This window comes from Deinococcus peraridilitoris DSM 19664 (assembly GCF_000317835.1).
Taxonomy (GTDB): domain Bacteria; phylum Deinococcota; class Deinococci; order Deinococcales; family Deinococcaceae; genus Deinococcus_A; species Deinococcus_A peraridilitoris.
In genome coordinates, this window is sequence record NC_019793.1 from 1,341,483 (window position 1) to 1,356,649 (window position 15,167).

Annotated in this window: 17 protein-coding genes and 1 riboswitch; of the genes, 10 read left to right on the plus strand and 7 right to left on the minus strand. The window is 66.4% G+C overall.

Going from position 1 to position 15,167, the window contains the following annotated elements; all coding sequences use genetic code 11:
* Positions 1–53 precede the first annotated feature (53 nt).
* Both DEIPE_RS06415 and DEIPE_RS06420 read left to right on the plus strand, forming a co-directional pair.
* On the plus strand, positions 54–1,670 hold the full coding sequence (locus tag DEIPE_RS06415) for an alpha-amylase family glycosyl hydrolase (protein WP_015235170.1): 1,617 nt from the start codon (positions 54–56) through the stop codon (positions 1,668–1,670).
* Between the two features lie 144 nt (positions 1,671–1,814).
* Positions 1,815–2,648 (plus strand): alpha/beta fold hydrolase, encoded by an 834-nt coding sequence (locus tag DEIPE_RS06420; RefSeq protein WP_015235171.1) that lies wholly within the window; start codon positions 1,815–1,817, stop codon positions 2,646–2,648.
* A gap of 156 nt (positions 2,649–2,804) precedes the next feature.
* On the opposite strand, the gene DEIPE_RS06425 is transcribed toward DEIPE_RS06420, so the two are convergent.
* Together DEIPE_RS06425 and DEIPE_RS06430 are read right to left on the minus strand one after the other, a co-directional pair.
* Complete coding sequence (locus DEIPE_RS06425; protein WP_015235172.1) at positions 2,805–3,848, minus strand: YibE/F family protein; 1,044 nt, start codon at positions 3,846–3,848, stop codon at positions 2,805–2,807.
* Positions 3,849–4,057: 209 nt separating this feature from the next.
* Positions 4,058–4,372, minus strand: a complete 315-nt coding sequence (locus DEIPE_RS06430; protein ID WP_015235173.1) for a hypothetical protein — start codon at positions 4,370–4,372, stop codon at positions 4,058–4,060.
* Positions 4,373–4,671: 299 nt separating this feature from the next.
* Here DEIPE_RS06430 and chrA point away from each other — a divergent pair, with 299 nt between their 5' ends.
* Together chrA and DEIPE_RS06440 are read left to right on the plus strand one after the other, a co-directional pair.
* A complete protein-coding gene (gene chrA, locus DEIPE_RS06435; protein ID WP_015235174.1) occupies positions 4,672–6,075 on the plus strand; it encodes a chromate efflux transporter in 1,404 nt (467 codons plus the stop codon).
* 92 nt (positions 6,076–6,167) lie between these two features.
* A complete protein-coding gene (locus tag DEIPE_RS06440; RefSeq protein ID WP_157448785.1) occupies positions 6,168–7,172 on the plus strand; it encodes an SDR family NAD(P)-dependent oxidoreductase in 1,005 nt (334 codons plus the stop codon).
* 78 nt (positions 7,173–7,250) lie between these two features.
* Here DEIPE_RS06440 and DEIPE_RS06445 read toward each other — a convergent pair whose 3' ends face one another.
* The 4 genes from DEIPE_RS06445 to DEIPE_RS06460 are packed head-to-tail and all read right to left on the minus strand — an operon-like array spanning position 7,251 to position 10,196.
* A complete protein-coding gene (locus tag DEIPE_RS06445; RefSeq protein ID WP_015235176.1) occupies positions 7,251–7,982 on the minus strand; it encodes a DNA-3-methyladenine glycosylase family protein in 732 nt (243 codons plus the stop codon).
* Positions 7,963–8,307, minus strand: a complete 345-nt coding sequence (locus tag DEIPE_RS06450) for a (2Fe-2S) ferredoxin domain-containing protein (protein ID WP_015235177.1) — start codon at positions 8,305–8,307, stop codon at positions 7,963–7,965. The genes DEIPE_RS06445 and DEIPE_RS06450 overlap by 20 nt, the downstream gene beginning before the upstream one ends.
* Before the next feature lie 18 nt (positions 8,308–8,325).
* Complete coding sequence (locus tag DEIPE_RS06455; RefSeq protein ID WP_015235178.1) at positions 8,326–9,114, minus strand: ABC transporter ATP-binding protein; 789 nt, start codon at positions 9,112–9,114, stop codon at positions 8,326–8,328.
* The gene (locus tag DEIPE_RS06460) at positions 9,111–10,196 is read right to left on the minus strand and encodes a FecCD family ABC transporter permease (protein ID WP_015235179.1); all 1,086 of its coding nucleotides are present in this window, start codon (positions 10,194–10,196) and stop codon (positions 9,111–9,113) included. Before DEIPE_RS06460 ends, DEIPE_RS06455 begins: the two co-directional genes overlap by 4 nt.
* A gap of 111 nt (positions 10,197–10,307) precedes the next feature.
* Positions 10,308–10,398: riboswitch (adenosylcobalamin-variant (AdoCbl-variant) riboswitch) on the minus strand.
* A 124-nt stretch (positions 10,399–10,522) separates the two neighbouring features.
* Between DEIPE_RS06460 and DEIPE_RS06465 the strand changes: the two genes are divergently transcribed.
* Entirely contained in the window at positions 10,523–11,491 is a 969-nt protein-coding gene (locus DEIPE_RS06465; RefSeq protein WP_015235180.1) for a CAP domain-containing protein, read from the plus strand.
* Between the two features lie 51 nt (positions 11,492–11,542).
* Here the strand turns inward: DEIPE_RS06465 and DEIPE_RS06470 are convergent, their stop codons facing one another.
* Positions 11,543–11,863, minus strand: coding sequence for a hypothetical protein (locus tag DEIPE_RS06470; RefSeq protein WP_015235181.1), 321 nt, complete (start codon positions 11,861–11,863; stop codon positions 11,543–11,545).
* Positions 11,864–11,963: 100 nt separating this feature from the next.
* On the opposite strand from DEIPE_RS06470, the gene DEIPE_RS06475 reads away from it, so the two are divergent.
* The 5 genes from DEIPE_RS06475 to DEIPE_RS06495 all read left to right on the plus strand — a co-directional run bounded on the left by DEIPE_RS06475 (position 11,964) and on the right by DEIPE_RS06495 (position 15,152).
* Positions 11,964–12,389 carry an acyl-CoA thioesterase gene (locus DEIPE_RS06475; RefSeq protein WP_015235182.1) on the plus strand — a complete coding sequence of 142 codons (426 nt, stop codon included), beginning with the start codon at positions 11,964–11,966 and terminating at the stop codon, positions 12,387–12,389.
* Positions 12,386–12,655 carry a hypothetical protein gene (locus DEIPE_RS06480; RefSeq protein WP_015235183.1) on the plus strand — a complete coding sequence of 90 codons (270 nt, stop codon included), beginning with the start codon at positions 12,386–12,388 and terminating at the stop codon, positions 12,653–12,655. The genes DEIPE_RS06475 and DEIPE_RS06480 overlap by 4 nt, the downstream gene beginning before the upstream one ends.
* A 139-nt stretch (positions 12,656–12,794) precedes the next feature.
* A complete protein-coding gene (locus DEIPE_RS06485) occupies positions 12,795–13,697 on the plus strand; it encodes an ROK family protein (RefSeq protein WP_015235184.1) in 903 nt (300 codons plus the stop codon).
* Between the two features lie 73 nt (positions 13,698–13,770).
* Complete coding sequence (gene surE / locus DEIPE_RS06490; RefSeq protein ID WP_015235185.1) at positions 13,771–14,541, plus strand: 5'/3'-nucleotidase SurE; 771 nt, start codon at positions 13,771–13,773, stop codon at positions 14,539–14,541.
* 74 nt (positions 14,542–14,615) lie between these two features.
* Positions 14,616–15,152, plus strand: coding sequence for a hypothetical protein (locus DEIPE_RS06495; RefSeq protein ID WP_015235186.1), 537 nt, complete (start codon positions 14,616–14,618; stop codon positions 15,150–15,152).
* Positions 15,153–15,167: the final 15 nt, after the last annotated feature.

A 15,167-nucleotide genomic window follows, 5' to 3' on the forward strand; every position in this document is an offset into this window, starting at 1 on the left:
GATCGGCGGGTCGGAAAATCATAGGCGCGCAGAGTGCTGCGCGCAGGAGAATCATGATCAAGCGAACCTCCGCGGCTCTGCTGACCCTTGCCCTTGTACTGACTGCCTGTGGAAGCAATTCCGGCAGTGAAGCTCCTAGCCTCACGCCGCAGGCCATCAGCGGCAGCAACATTGATTCCTGGCGACGACAGATCATCTACCTCACGCTGCCGGACCGCTTTTTCAACGGCAGCACCGCCAACGACAACGCGGGACAACCCTACTGCTTCGATCCGAGCTGGCCTTACAAGTTTCACGGCGGCGATCTGGCCGGCTTGCGTCAGAAGCTTTCCTACATCAAGAGCACCGGAGCCCTCACCCTGTGGACCACCCCGGTGTACGCCCAGGTGCCGGAAGTCAATCCCAACACCTCCAACGCCTCGTGCGGCTACCACGGCTACTGGCCCAACTTCAAGAACCCGGCGGATTTGGCCGTCGAGCCCAAGCTGGGCAGCAGCAGCGACTTGCACGGTCTCATCACCGACCTGCACAACAACGGCATGAAGTACATGATGGACATGGTCGCCAACCATGCCGGCTACGGCGCCAGCGTCACCAAAACCAACCCGGGGTGGTTTCACGGTGACTGCACGGGCGATGACATCAACTGCCCACTCGCCGGACTGCCCGACTTTCGTCAGGAGGACGGAACGGTCGCCACCTACCTGACCAACCTCAGCAAAAACTGGACCAGCACCTACGCCATCGACGCCATCCGCATGGATACCGCCAAACACGTACCGATGAGCTATTGGCAGAACAGCTGGATTCCCGGTGTCCTGAACGCCCGGCCGAACACCTTCCTGCTGGCCGAAGCCTTTTTGACCGGTGGAGCCTCGCAGCTCAAGCCTTACTATGACGCGGGTTTCGACAGCACCTTCAACTTCCCACTGCGCAGCGCACTGGTGAGCAGCGTGGCCAAGGCCGGCAGCATGGACACCCTCGCCAGCAGCGTGCAGGACTACATGGGTACCCTGGGGCTGAGCCGCGCCCTGTTGACGGTCAATCTGCTCGACAACCACGACGTGCCCCGCTTCCTGAACGAAAGCGGCTTCGGCGTATCCGAAGACGAGATCCGCCGCCGCTACCACATGGCCCTCGGCGCGCTCATGACCCTGCCGGGCATTCCGCAGCTCTATTACGGCAACGAAATCGCCATGTACGGCGGCAATGACCCCGACAACCGGCGCGACATGCCTTCCTGGGCCTGGACCAGCAGCGGCCGCAGCGGCACCTACAGCGGCTTTCTGCCGAACCCGGGCCTGACCTACAACCTCGTGCAGAAGCTCGCGGGCGTCCGCACCAACAACCCCGGCCTCTGGAAAGGCTACTACGCCGAAATGTGGCGTCCCAACGGCGGCAGCAACCTGTTTGCCTTTTACCGGGGCTACAGTGACAGCACGGTCGGCAGCCGCCTGATCATGGTGTTCAACAACAACGCCTCGAGTGCCAGCGTGACGCTCAACATCGGTGCCAACACCGCCATCAGCAGCGCCGACCGCAGCTACCTGGCCAGCCGCACCTTCGACGATCAGGCCGGACAGGGCGCGCCCGCGACGGTGAGCAGCAGCAACGGCTCGCTCACGGTCAGTCTGCCCACCAAGTCCTTCGCCATTTACAAAGCCCGCTGAGCAGCGGGCACTGGCATTCAACACGTGGCATTCAGTGTGCGGGCCCGCACACTGAATGCGCGGCTCTCCAGCCTGCCCTCACGCCCTGCTCAGCGGCCACGGCACAGAATTGGGCGTTTCACCGGGATCAACAGGAGGAGTCAGATGTCGTACGTCACCGTCGGTCAGGAAAACGGGCAATCCATCGAGCTGTACTTCGAGGATCACGGCAGCGGCCAGGCGGTCGTGCTGATTCACGGCTTTCCGCTCAACGGTCACTCCTGGGAGCGCCAGGAAGCGGCGCTGCTGGACGCCGGGTACCGCGTCATCACCTACGACCGCCGCGGTTTCGGAGCGTCGAGCAAGCCTTCGACCGGCTACGACTACGATACCTTCACGCGTGACCTGGACGCCTTGCTTTCACACCTTGATCTGCGCGAGGTGGTGCTGGTCGGCTTTTCGATGGGCACCGGTGAGGTCTCGCGCTACCTGGGGCAGTACGGCAGCGAGCGGGTCAGCAAGGCCGTCTTGATCGGCCCTATCCCGCCTTACCTGCTCAAGACCGCCGACAATCCCGAAGGCGTCGATCAGCAGGTCTTCGAGGGCATCAAGGACGCCATCAGAAAAGACCGCGCCGCGTACCTGACCCAGTTCTTCGAGAATTTCTACAACACCGACGCACTGCTCGGCAGCCGCGTCAGCCAGGAAGTGCTGCGCCTGAGCTGGAACGTCGCGGCGCGTGCCTCAGCGCGCGCCACGCTGGCCTGCGTGGACACCTGGCTGACCGACTTCCGCGCGGACATCGCCAAAATCGACGTGCCCACCCTGATCATCCACGGTGACGCCGACCGCATCCTGCCCTTTGACGCCACTGCCAAACGCCTGCCCGAGCTGATCGCCGGCAGCGAGCTGGTGGTGATTGCGAACGGTCCGCACAACGTCCTGTGGACCTTTGCCGAGGAAGTCAACGCGGCGCTGCTGACCTTCTTGCAGAAGTGAGGACACCGCAGGCCGACTGCTCAGTGTCCTCGACCTTTTCGTCGTCGATCTGGAGAAGCGCCGCAAGAAGGTCATGATCGATGTTGCCTGACCGTTGCCCCAGAACGGACCGCGCTTGCACAGCGCGGTCCGTTCTTTCGGTCCGTCGGCCTTTGGTCAGTCGGCGGCCACGGCCTCGCCGCTCGGGCGCCGTCCCCGCTTGATCAGCAGCGCCGCCAGGTAGGTGGTGAGCGGTACGGCCAGCAGCAGGCACGACGCGCCCACCAGCACGTTGGTGATCTCGGCGGCAAAACCTTCGCCGTTCACCTTCTGCCACACCGGGTTGGGATCGCGGTAAAAGAGCAGCAGGCTCGGTATGGTTCCTGCCGCGTAAGCGAGGACCAGCACGTTCACCATGCTGCCCATGTGATCGAAGCCCACCCGCATCGCGCGGGTGTAGAGCTCGCGCACGTTGCGCCGCGGGTCCTCCTCGTGCAGGGTCTCCACCACCGAGGCCTGGGTGACGGTCACATCGTTGAGGGCGCCGACTGCCCCGAGCACGACGCTCACCAGAAACAGCCCCAGGGCGTCCAGACCGAACAGGCTCTGCGCGGCGTACCCGCCGGTGGTGCTCAGACCGGTGAAGTGCATGGCGCGGCTGAAGTAGAGCGTGAGGAAAAACCCGGTGCCCGCCGCGCACAGCGTGCCGAGCAGGGCAGCGCTCGTCTTGCGGTTCACACCGTGGACGAAGTAGAGCGTGAAGATCAGGATGCCCGGCACCGCGAGCAGCATGGTGGTGATGATGTTCTCGCCCTGCGCGAGGCGCGGCACCACGAAGGTCATCAGTACCCCCAGGCTCGCGAGGGTGCCCAGCACTGCCCGCACCCCCTTGGCCCGCCCGATCAGTGTGGCGAGTCCCAGAAAGAGTCCGAGCTGCACGAGCAGCTGCGGGTAGCGAATCGGGGCGTCGAGCAGGTAGTCGTTGCCGGTCTTCCACACGACCACGCGCTGTTTGGGCTCAAAGCGGGACGCGTCCTGAAAGATCGTTACGTTGACGATGTCACCGTTGTCGAGCGTGACGACGGCTTCTTCCGGGCCGTACATCTGCTCGAAGGTGCCGCGCAGGTAGGTGCCCAGCGGGATGGCCTTGTCCGGCAGGGCGTTCTGCGCCGCGGCACACGACGTCAGGAGCAGGGCGAGCAGCAGGGCGGGCAGGCGCATACGGTCATGCTACGGGAGTCTGGTTCGCGCCAGGCTCCCCACCCTGGAGAGGTCCGTTCCTACCACTCCGGAAAAGGATGGGGAAGGCGGGTCCAGGCCTCTGGTCCGGCGCTCATCTCGTGTTCGCTGAGCAGCGCCGCGTCTTCAGGGAAGTGCCGAGGAGGGCCGGGATACAGCATCTTCAGATACGGCCCATCGGGCGCCGCGGCTTACGCCGACTTGTCTCCTGGTGGCGCCAGGGCGCCATGCCATTCCGGCGACACTTCCTGCACGTAGTTCAGCAGGTTCACGGCGCCCTGATAGATGTAGTCGAACATGGCGCCCACGTCGGTGCCGCGCACCTTCATCACCGCGTGCTTGTCGACCATGGCTTCCATCACCAGGCCGGCCGGCAGGTCGTGCAGGGGGTCCGGGGGCGCCCAGGCCACCTCGACTTTGCAGCGTCGTGCGTTGAGCCCGTCGAGTTGCTTGTGCTGTTCGCTTGACAGCTGCTTCGCCCAGTGAAGTGCCGCGTCACTTTCCATGCTGCTCCTGTATTCCGGCCGGCACGCGCGGGGCGTGCGGTCAACGCTCGGTCTCGCCCGGCGATGTCGGGGCGTATGGGCTGAGGAAGCGGAAGCAAGCAGGGCGGGGCTTCAGCATAGCGCCCGGAGCAGCGGGCCGGGTCGCGCGGACCATCCCACCCGTACCGGTTATCCCCGTTCGGTTACCCCACCGTGAACCCGGCGCCACCCCGCATCCCGTACCATGAACAGGCGCCACGGCCAGGGACGTTTCCCATCGCCCTGCTGCCCTCCTGTCCACGAACTTCACGGAGTTGCCCATGTCCACCCGAAACGAGCCCGCCCACCTCGCTCCTCCCGCGCCCCGGCATGTCCCCTTCGGTGAGGCGGTCGGCGTGTGGGCCAGAATTGCCGTGCAAAGCTTTGGCGGCCCCGCCGGGCAGATCGCCCTGATGCACCGCATCCTGGTCGAGGAGAAGCGCTGGATCAGCGAGGAGCGCTTTTTACACGCCCTGAATTACTGCATGCTGCTGCCGGGTCCGGAAGCGCAGCAGCTGACCATTTACATCGGCTGGCTGCTGCACGGCACCCGCGGAGGCATCGTCGCCGGGACCTTGTTTATCCTGCCGGGCTTTTTTGCCATTCTGGCGCTCAGCGTCATCTACGCCCTCTACCAGCAGACGACGCTCGTGCAGGCGCTGTTCTTCGGCCTGAAGGCCGCGGTGCTGGTGATCGTGCTCGACGCGGTGATCCGCATCGGCAGGCGTACGCTGAGGCATCCCCTGCTGATCGCCATTGCCGCCCTGGCCTTCAGCGCGATCTTCTTTTTCAACGTTCCCTTTCCGCTCGTCGTGCTGGGCGCGGGTGTGTTCGGGTATTTCGGCAGCCGCGCCCGGCCAGAGGTGTTTCAGGCGAGCGGTGGACACGGCCCCTCGCACTCCGGCGCGGTGGTGGGGGAAGACGAGGCGGTCATCAACGAACGCACTGTGCCGCGCGTGCAGCCCACCTGGGCGCACGCCGTGCGGGTCGGCGCGGTCGGTCTCGCCGCCTGGTTTGGCCCCCTGCTGCTGCTGGGCAACCTGCTGGGCTTTTCGAGCGTCTACTGGCAGATGTCCAAGTTCTTCAGCCAGATGGCCGTGGTGACCTTTGGGGGCGCCTACGCCGTGCTGGCCTACGTCGCGCAGCAGGCTGTGCAGGGCTACGGCTGGCTCCGGCCCGGCGAGATGCTCAACGGCCTGGGCCTGGCCGAAACCACGCCTGGTCCGCTCATTCAGGTGGTGCAGTACGTGGGCTTTCTGGGCGCCTTTCGTGATCCGGGAGCGCTCAGCCCGCTCGCCGCCGGTGTACTCGCGTCGGTCGTGGTTACCTGGGCCACCTTCGCGCCGTGCTTCCTGTGGATCTTCCTGGGCGCTCCCTACATCGAGCAGCTGCGCGGCAACAAGGCCCTCTCCGGAGCGCTGACGGCCATCACGGCCGCGGTGGTGGGGGTGATTCTCAACCTGAGCGTGTGGTTCGCGCTGAATACCCTGTTCGCGCGGGTGGGCGAAGTGCGTGCCGGGCCCCTGCGGCTGTACACGCCGGAGTGGAGCACCCTCAGCGTGGCCTCACTGGTCCTGACCGTCATCGCGGCGATTGCGCTCTTGCGCTTCAGGCTCGGCACCCTGACCACCCTGGCCCTCACGACACTGCTTGGCGCGGCCTTCGTGCTCCTCCGGGCCAGTTGACCGCGCACCCTCGCGCGCCGCAAAAACGGGACCTCAATCGGTCTTCACGCCGCTCTTCAATACTCCCGAACCGTGATGCCTAGCCTGCAGAAATGAGCGAGGCGCACTGCGGCCTGCACTTTCGGGCACCACGACACTTCCGGGCGCTTGGATGGACCGTGCTGCCCGTCGCGTTGCTGGTGGCCCACACCCTGCGAAAGACGCGTTTACGACAAGCCCTCACCGGGAAGGTCATGGTGATCACGGGCGCGTCGAGCGGCATCGGCCGGGCCGTGGCGCTGGAAGGCGCGCGGCGCGGCGCCCGCCTGGTGCTCGCCGCGCGTCACGCCTCGGACCTGGAACGGGTGGCGGGCGAAGTGCGGGCACTGGGCGCCGAAGCACTGGCCGTGCCCACTGACGTGCGTGACCGGGCGCAGGTGCAGCACCTCGTCGATCAGACCGTGCAGCACTTCGGACGGCTGGACGTGATGTTCAACCATGCCGGCGCCTGGTTCATCGACACGGTCGAGCACAGCGAAGAGCGCCACATGCGTGACTTGATCGACCTCAACATCATGGGCGTGCTGTATGGCGTTCAGGCTGCCGTGCCGGTCATGCGCCGCCAGGGCTTTGGGCACATCATCAATACTTCCTCGGTGGAGGGCCGCATCGGCTTTCCCTTCACGGGCGTGTACGCCGGAACAAAGGCCTTCGTGGAGCTCATGACGCAGTCGCTGCGCCAGGAATTGATGCACGTCGAACAAACCGGTGTGAGGGTAAGCGCCGTGCTGCCGGTCACGGTGCGCACCCCGATTTTCGACAAGGTCGCCAATGTACACCGAGGCGGGCAGGGCGCCCACATGAACATCCCCGTGCAGGAACCGACCCAGGTCGCGCGGGCCGTACTGGACGCCGTGGAAGTCTACCGGCCGGTGATCTTGCCGTTTCGGCCCATTTTCGGCCTGATGGCGCTGTACGACCTGCTGCCCGGTCTGACCGACCGATTGATGACGCTCGTCCGGGTGGACAAAGCGGCCTCGCCTCTCAGCCACGCCCGGCGGGGCAGTCACCGCGACGAGCGCCCCATCTCCCCGGCCACGCCGATCCTCCGCTCATAAGAGCGTTGGCGCGGTCTGGCGTTCGTCGCCGCCCGGCGGTGTTGTCACGCCACCGAGCGGGTCCTGACAAGGGACGACTCAACCCTGAAATGACCGGCCCCTCTCTTGCAGGTAAGCGTGCCAGAGCAGGCGCGTCGCCACAGAACGCCACGGTCGCCAGGACTGTCCCATGACGAGCAGCTGTGCTCGCGTCGGCCGCTCTGCCAGTCCGTAAACACGCCGCACGGACGACACCAGCGCCAGATCTCCCACCGGCAGGATGTCGGGACGCAGCAGGGCGAGCAGCAGGTAGACGTCCACCGTCCACGGTCCGACTCCTTTGATGCCGCTCAGCGCCTCGCGCACGCCCGCGTCATCCTGCCTTTCGAGCCCGTCCAGGTCTACCCGGCCATTGACCACCGCCTCGGCAAGGGCGAGCAGATACGCGCTCTTCTGCCGGGTCAGGCCCGCCCCGCGCAAGTTGTCCGCACTCGCCAGAATCACTTCGGGCGTCACCTCTCCGACCCTTGCCTGCAGTCGGGTGAACGCGGCGCGCGCGGAAGCCAGCGAAACCTGTTGCTCCAGGATGATCAGCACCAGGGCGGCAAATCCTGGTGGACGGCTCCACAGGGGCGGCGCTCCGAATTGGGCCAGCAGGGCGCGTAACACCGGGTCCCGCCCGGCCAGCTCCGCCAGTCCCTCGGCCTGACGCGCGGGGGTCAGCATCTCATGCACGCTCCGGCACGGGCCGCAGGAGCAGACCGCACCCGGCGCGCTGCCTGCCTGGCCCTCGGCGGATTCGGTGACCCGCTCAGCTGTCGGCAGGTCCATAGCGGCGCTCCTGGGGTAACTCCGCTTCCTCGTGCACGGCCTGCGCCACGCGCAGGGCCAGCGGAAAATCCACGGCTTCGTACCAGGCCTGCTCCAGCTGCCCGGCGCGTTCACGGTAGCAGGCCAGGGTGGGCCCATAGCTGCAGGCGCCCAGACAGCCGCTGCGGGTGAGGCGCACGCTGCCGCCGGTCTTGTAGTACAGCAGCTTCTGGTTGTCGAGCGCGCGTTGCAGGGCCAGGTACAGCAGGTCGGCGCCGCGTTGCTGGCAGCTGGAGCCGCCGCAGGCGAGCAGGTGTCCGTTGGTTTTGAAGTATTTAGCGGGCATAGGATTGACAAAGCGCCGTCATTCGACGGGAACGATCAGCATACGGCTCCGAACGTGTTCGATGTGTACCCGCACACCATAAGCGCGCTCGATGGCGGTCGCGCTGAGGACCTCGTGGGGCGCGCCCTGCGCGAGGACCTCCCCGCCGTGCATCAGCACGACATGGTCGGCGCGGGCGGCGAGGTTCAGGTCATGAACCACCAGCACGGCGCCGAGGCCCCCTGCCACCTCGCAGCGCAGATAACGCAGCAGTTCGAGCTGGTACTTCAGGTCGAGGTGATTGGTGGGTTCGTCGAGCAGCAGGAATTTCGGTTCGCTGGCCAGTGCCCGCGCCAGGGCGACACGTTGACGCTCTCCTCCCGAAAGTTCCGAGACCCGCCGCTCGGCGAACTTGAGGGTGTCAGTTCTGCGCATGGCCTCCTCGACGGCGCGGCGGTCGGCATCACTCTCGCCTTGCAAGGGCAGCAGGCCCCACAGCCAGCCGCCCGCGCCTCGCCCGAGGGTCACGATGTCCCGGGCGCAGGCTTCTTCGGGCAATCCTTCACCCTGCGCCAGATACGCGAGCGTGCGGGCTTTGTCGGCGCGGCGCCAGACCTTCAGCGGACGGTCCATCAGCCGCACCTCGCCCTGTTGCGCCGTCTCCAGGCCCAGCAGGGCGCGCAGCAGGGTGCTTTTCCCCGCCCCGTTCGGTCCGACGACGACACTGAGCTGCCCGGCCCGGAAACGCACACTGGCTCCACGCAGCACGGCGGTGGTGCCGAGCTGCACGTGCAGCTCGCGCGCTTCCAGCGTCGGCGCGCCCGTCACCGGGTTCTCCGCAGCAGGTACAGAAAGAACGGGCCGCCCAGCAGGGTGGTGACAATACCGACGGGCAGTTCTGCTGGCCTGGTGAGCGTGCGGGCGAGCAGGTCGGCGAGCACCAGTAGGGTGCCTCCGGCCAGGGCGCTGACGGGCAGCAGCACCCGGTGGTCGCTGCCCCACAGACGGCGCACGACGTGCGGGGTGATCAGCCCGACAAAACCGATGATGCCCGCGTAACTCACGGCCACGGCGGTGGCGACGCTGGCCGCCACGATCGCCAGCAGGCGCAGGCGCTCGACGGGCACGCCGAGGCTGCGGGCGGTCGCGTCGCCCAGCGAGAGGGTGTTGAGGGCACGCGAAAGCAGCAGCAGCACGCCCAGGGCGAAGAATTCGTACAGGGCGACCGTGCGGATTTCCGCCCAGCCGCCGTAAGCGAGGTTGCCCAGGGTGCTGGTGAACACCTGCCGGATGCGGTCCTGACCGCTGAGCAGCAGGTACGTACTGACCGCAGTCAGCACGCTGCCCACCACCACGCCCGAGAGAATCAGGCGGGTGGTGGGAAACGTGTTGCCCTGTCTGGCCAGCACCAGCGTCACCAGTACGCTCAGCAGGGCGGCACCCATCGCCGACAGCGGCATCAGCGCGCCTGACAGTCCCAGCACGATGGCGACCGTCACGCCGAGGTAAGCGCCACTCGCCACGCCCATCAGGTAAGGATCGGCCAAGGGATTGCGAAACAGGCCCTGAAAAGCGCCACCGCACACCGCGAGGCTGGCACCCACCAGCAACCCCAGCACCACGCGGGGCAGGCGCAGCTGCCAGACGATCACGTCACTCCCGGCCAGTTCCTGTCCGCTGACGCCTTTCCAGAGGGCCGTGAGGGTCTCGGCCGGCGTGATGGGAATGCTGCCAAGACCGACTGCCAGCAGAATGGTCAGGCCCAGCGCGGCAAACAGCGCCAGCAGCTTGAAGGTGAACGCGGCCGGGCGTTCACCTGACCGCGCCGCTGCGGCCGGTGCGGCCTTCACGTGGGGTACCGGCAAGTGAGCAGGGTTGGGTCGGTCAAAATCATCTCCACGAACGCCCATCACAAAAGCACGACAAAAGCACGCTCCGTCCAGAACGGCGGAGCGTGAACGCAGACCAGGAATGGGGCGTCCCTCTTTCCGCGAGAGGTCAGGCAACACGCCGTCGAGGCGCGACGGGCAGGCATTCGGACTTTCTGCCCCAGGGGGCGTAACCGTTGCGCGACAGTGCCGGAGTTTCACCGGACTTTCCCTGACGCCGTCAGGGCCACTGTAGCACGCCGCAGTGCTTGAGCCGGACGCGCTGCCTGAGCCGGAAGCGGTGCCTGAGCCGGACACGCGTAAAATTTCATGCCCGCGCAGCTTAAGGTCCGATTAAACTAAGCCGCATGACCCGCCTCCTCCTGACGCTCGCCCTGTCATGCGGGCTGATCCTCACCGTCGGACATTCGCAGGGTGCGACGTACGGCGTGACGTACCGCTCAGCGCAGGACGGGCTGGCCCCGCTGGCCGTCACCTTTGACGCCCGCGTCCCGGGCAGTGCACAGGTGGAGTGGGATTTCGGGGACGGACAGCGCGCGACCGGCGTCGCCCCCCTGCATACCTTTTACCTGCCCGGCACCTACCAGGTGAACGTGCAGGTCCGTGATGGCGGACGCACCATGAACGGCGTGCTGAACGTGCAGGTGCGCGACGGTGGTCCGGAAAGCGCGCGCATCACGGTGCTGCACGGCGAAAACGCCGTCTCGTTCAGCGCCGAGGGCAGCCGCATCTACGCACCCTTCTCGCCGCGCTGGACGCTGAACGGCGCTCCGCTGCAGACGGCGACGGTGACCTTGCGGGAAGGAGCGCACGTGGTGCGCGTCGACCTGCAGGGACGCGCCGGCCCTGTCAGCAAGGAAGTGCGCTTTGTGGTGGGCAGCGTTTCCGCCAGCGTCGCGTTCGACGCCGAGGTGCTGCGCCTCACCAACGACGCCCGCGCCCGCGGCTGGGACTGCACGCTGCTGCGTTTCGGCGCGGCCGGCAAGCCTCCGCTCGCGCGCAACGCGCAACTCGACGCCGCAGCGCGCGCGCAGACGAACGCCATGGCGCTGCACGGCTACTTCGCACACGTCAACCCCATCGACGGCAGCTCGGCCGGAGAACGCGCCCGCGCGGCCGGTTATGCCTGGACGGGCGTGGCCGAAAACATCGCGGGAGGTCAGACGACACCGCAGGAAGTGGTGACCGGCTGGCTGAAAAGCCCAGGACACTGCAAGAACATCATGGGGGAATTTCAGGAGATCGGACTCAGCTACGGCGCCCGACCGAACAGCGAGCTGCGAACCTACTGGACCCAGGTGTTCGCCAAACGCTGAGGGAAGGTCCGGGGCAGGTCCACCCAGTCAGGTCCACCCAGTCAGGTCCGCTCAGGGCAAGGCCACGTGCTCGCAATTGCCGTCGTCGGTCACGCTGGCCTGTTCGTCGACCACCACCTGCTCGCGCGCGCCTACAAATCCCTGACAGCGCGCCAGTTCGGCCAGGTATTCCGGCATGGCCGCCCGGTCACGCACCGACTCCAGCACGGCGATGTCCTGCCTCAATTGGGCGTTCTCCAGGCGGATTCGCCCGGCTTCGCCCTGCCAGTTGACGGCACGGTACGCCCCCTGACCGATCAGAAAAGCCATCTGAATGATGCCCAGGCCGGCGAGCACGCTGGTGATGACCATGAGCAGCGGAATACGCCTCACGACGGTCAGTGTAGCGAAAGAATCCTGGCCGTTCGTGGCCTCAATTCACGCCACTCGGCGTGCTCCTGAAAAAGTGGCCTTGAACGCTACACTGGGGCGCATGAACTGGAGTCACGCGCACGCAACCGACATCCAGATGCGCTTTGGCGACGTGGACTCGCTTGGGCACGTCAACAACGTCGCTTACGCCCAGTACCTCGAAACGGCGCGCATCGGCTTTCTGAATGACCTGGCGCGGCGCGGCGTGGACTTTCACCTCGTCATCGCGCGCCTGGAGGTCGATTACCGCCACGAGGTCACGCTGGGGCAACACGTGACCGTGCAGCTGCTGGTCACCCGGGTCGGACGCACTTCCTTCGAGTGTGCCTACCGGGTGCTGGCCAACGGGGTACTGGCCGCCGAGGCCCGCAGTGTGCAGGTCAACGTCGACCGCGCCGCCCGGCGACCCCAGCCGCTGGAAGGCCACGTGCGCGCGGCGCTGCTGGAGCGGCTGGCCATGACCGGGCTGGAAACGGGCACGCTGTGAGTACGCCGGACACCAGTCCACACGAGGTGACACTGCAAGGTGACCGCTGGGTGTTCGTGGGTGAGTTTCCACGCATCGTCGCCGAGTCCTTTCGTCGCCTGCTGGCCGAGGACGGCGTCGTGAGCGTGCTGCGTACACCTTTTCAGTGGGTGATCTACTCGCCGGTCATCGAGATCGAAACCGGCGGCTACCAGGGTTCGGTGGGGCTATACGTACCAAAAGTGCTCGAAGCGCGCGCCCTGCAATTATTGGAAGGCGACGGCTAATTCCCCTGGCACCCGGCGGTCACCGCGCGAAAAAGGCTGATCAGACCCACGGCCTGATTCTGGTGCCGCTGTCCCGCGGTGCCCCAGGTGAACTGCCAACGCCGCATGGAATTTTTCGTACCTTATGCAAAGGAGAATCATGACTCATCCGATCCATCCCATCACCACCCTCGGCGTCGACGTCGGCGGCACCAAAATCGCTTACGGCGTGCTGCGCGGCGAAACCCTGCTGACCAAACGCTCGGTGCCTACCCCGCGTGAAGGCTGGCACAGCGTGCTGGACGCCATCGCCCGTGTCGTCGAGGAACTGCGCGCCGAGTTTCCCGATGAGGCCGCCGTGGGGATCGGCGTGCCCGGTCCCCTCAATCACGACAACACCGAAGTGAAGTTCGCGCCCAACATCTACGGCTTTCAGAACGTGCCGCTGGTCGCCTACCTGAGCGAGAAGCTCGGTCAGAAGGTCGTGCTGGAAAACGACGCCAAAGCCGCCGCGCTGGCCGAGGACACCCTGGGAGCGGCGCGCGAGGCGTCGAGCAGCGTGTACATCACCATCTCGACGGGCATCGGCAGCGGGATCGTACTGAACGGCAAAGTCTGGCGCGGTTTCAACGGCGTGGCCGGCGAGATCGGTCACATCGTGGCGCTGCCAGGCGGCCCGGTGGCGGGCAGCAACGTGGCGGGCGCACTGGAAGCCGTGGCGAGCGGAACGGCCATGGCTCGCGACGCCACGTTCGCCTTCGGCACTCCCATGACGACGGCAGAGGTGTTCGATCTGGCGCAACTCGGGGACACCAAAGCCGAAAAGATCGTGCAGGGAGCGCTGCGCTACATCGGCATGGCAATCGCTGACGTGCAGAAATTCCTCGATCCCGAAATGTTCGTGCTGGGCGGCGGTGTCTCCGAGGTGGGGCCGTACTTGCTCGAAAGCGTGCAGCGCTACGCCGACGAGTACGTCTCGGGTTTCGCGCAGGTGCAGATTCGCAAGGCGCTGCTGGGCACGGACGCCGGTGTGATCGGCGCGGCCCTCGCGGCGCGCAGCTGAGAGCGCTGGGCGTCCCACCGACCGCCCAGCGCTCAACGCGCACAGGCGCAGCCTGGGCGGTAGAATCGCCTGCGTGACTTCCTCTGAGCGCAAACGCATTCTCGTCGCCAACGACGACGGTATCTTTTCGCCGGGCATCAAGGCCCTCGCGCTGGCCCTGCGGGACCTGGGCGACGTGACCGTCGTCGCTCCAGACGTCGAACAGTCGGCAGTGGGTCACGGCATCACCATTCGTCGTCCGCTGCGCTTCAAGCACACGGCCTCGGCGGGCTTCGGTGACATCCCGGCGTACCGGGTGGACGGTACGCCCGCCGATTGCGTGGTGATGGGCGTGCACCTGGTCGGGCGACCGGACATCCTGGTGTCGGGCATCAACCTGGGCGCCAACCTGGGCAACGACCTGACCCATTCCGGCACGGTCGCCGCCGCCATCGAAGGACTGGCGTTCGGGGTACCCGCCATTGCTTTCTCGCAGCTGAGTGTCGCCAGTGGAGAATTCGATTTCTCGTACGGCGCAGCGTACGCCGCCAAGCTCACCGCAGAAGTGCTGGCGCGCGGCTTGCCTCCACGCACGCTGCTCAACGTGAACTTTCCGGTGGGTCAGCCCAAAGGCGTGCGCGTCACGACACTCTCCGACCACCGCTACGAAGACGAACTCGTTCACCGTCAGGACCCCGAAGGCCGTGACTATTACTGGGTGGCCGGCACCCCGCGCGCAGAATACGCCGGCGACAGCGACTACGGCGCCGTGCAGGACGGCTTTGTCAGCGTCGGCCCGGTGCGTCTGGAGCTGACCTACCACGATTTCATCCGAGAAGTCGAGGATTTTATTCCGGCGCTCTGAACCTCAGGAGACTTTGAGGCAAGGGACTTTGAGGCAAGGGGACTTCAGGACGGCAGCGCGCCTCCAAGAGGTGTATGACCAGACACCTCTCTCTCCTGATGACCCTTTCGGTTCTGACTTTCGGCGCGGCGCAGGCCCAGCAGGCCACCCCACCCGCGACGCCCGCCTCCCCGACTGCCACCGAGGAACTGCGCAACCTGCAACGTGAAGCCCGGCAGCTTGAGCTGCTCAGTGGCCTGAGCGCCCAGGACCGCGCGACCTTCGAGGCGTGGCAGCGCGAGCGCGAAGCCTACCTCACCCGGGCACGCGAACTGCAGACGCGCGAACTGCGCGCCTACATGGAAGCCCTGCGAGGCGGCAAAACCCCCACGGCAGCGCGCGCCGACGCCGAAGCCGCCGTTCTGAACGACCGGCGGGCGCTGGAGGAGCAGGCCACCAGGCTGCGCACCACCGCACGTGAGCAGGCCACCAGGTACCCCCGGCTGGCGCCCGGCCTGGGCGTGCAGGATCGCCGTGCGGGCGCCGTGCGTGGCGGGCGCGCAGACGGCGTGAAGTTCCAGCGGGGCGTCGGTCCGCGCGACCTGCGCTTCGCGCCCCACCGCCACCGTTAAGGACCCGGCGCCGGA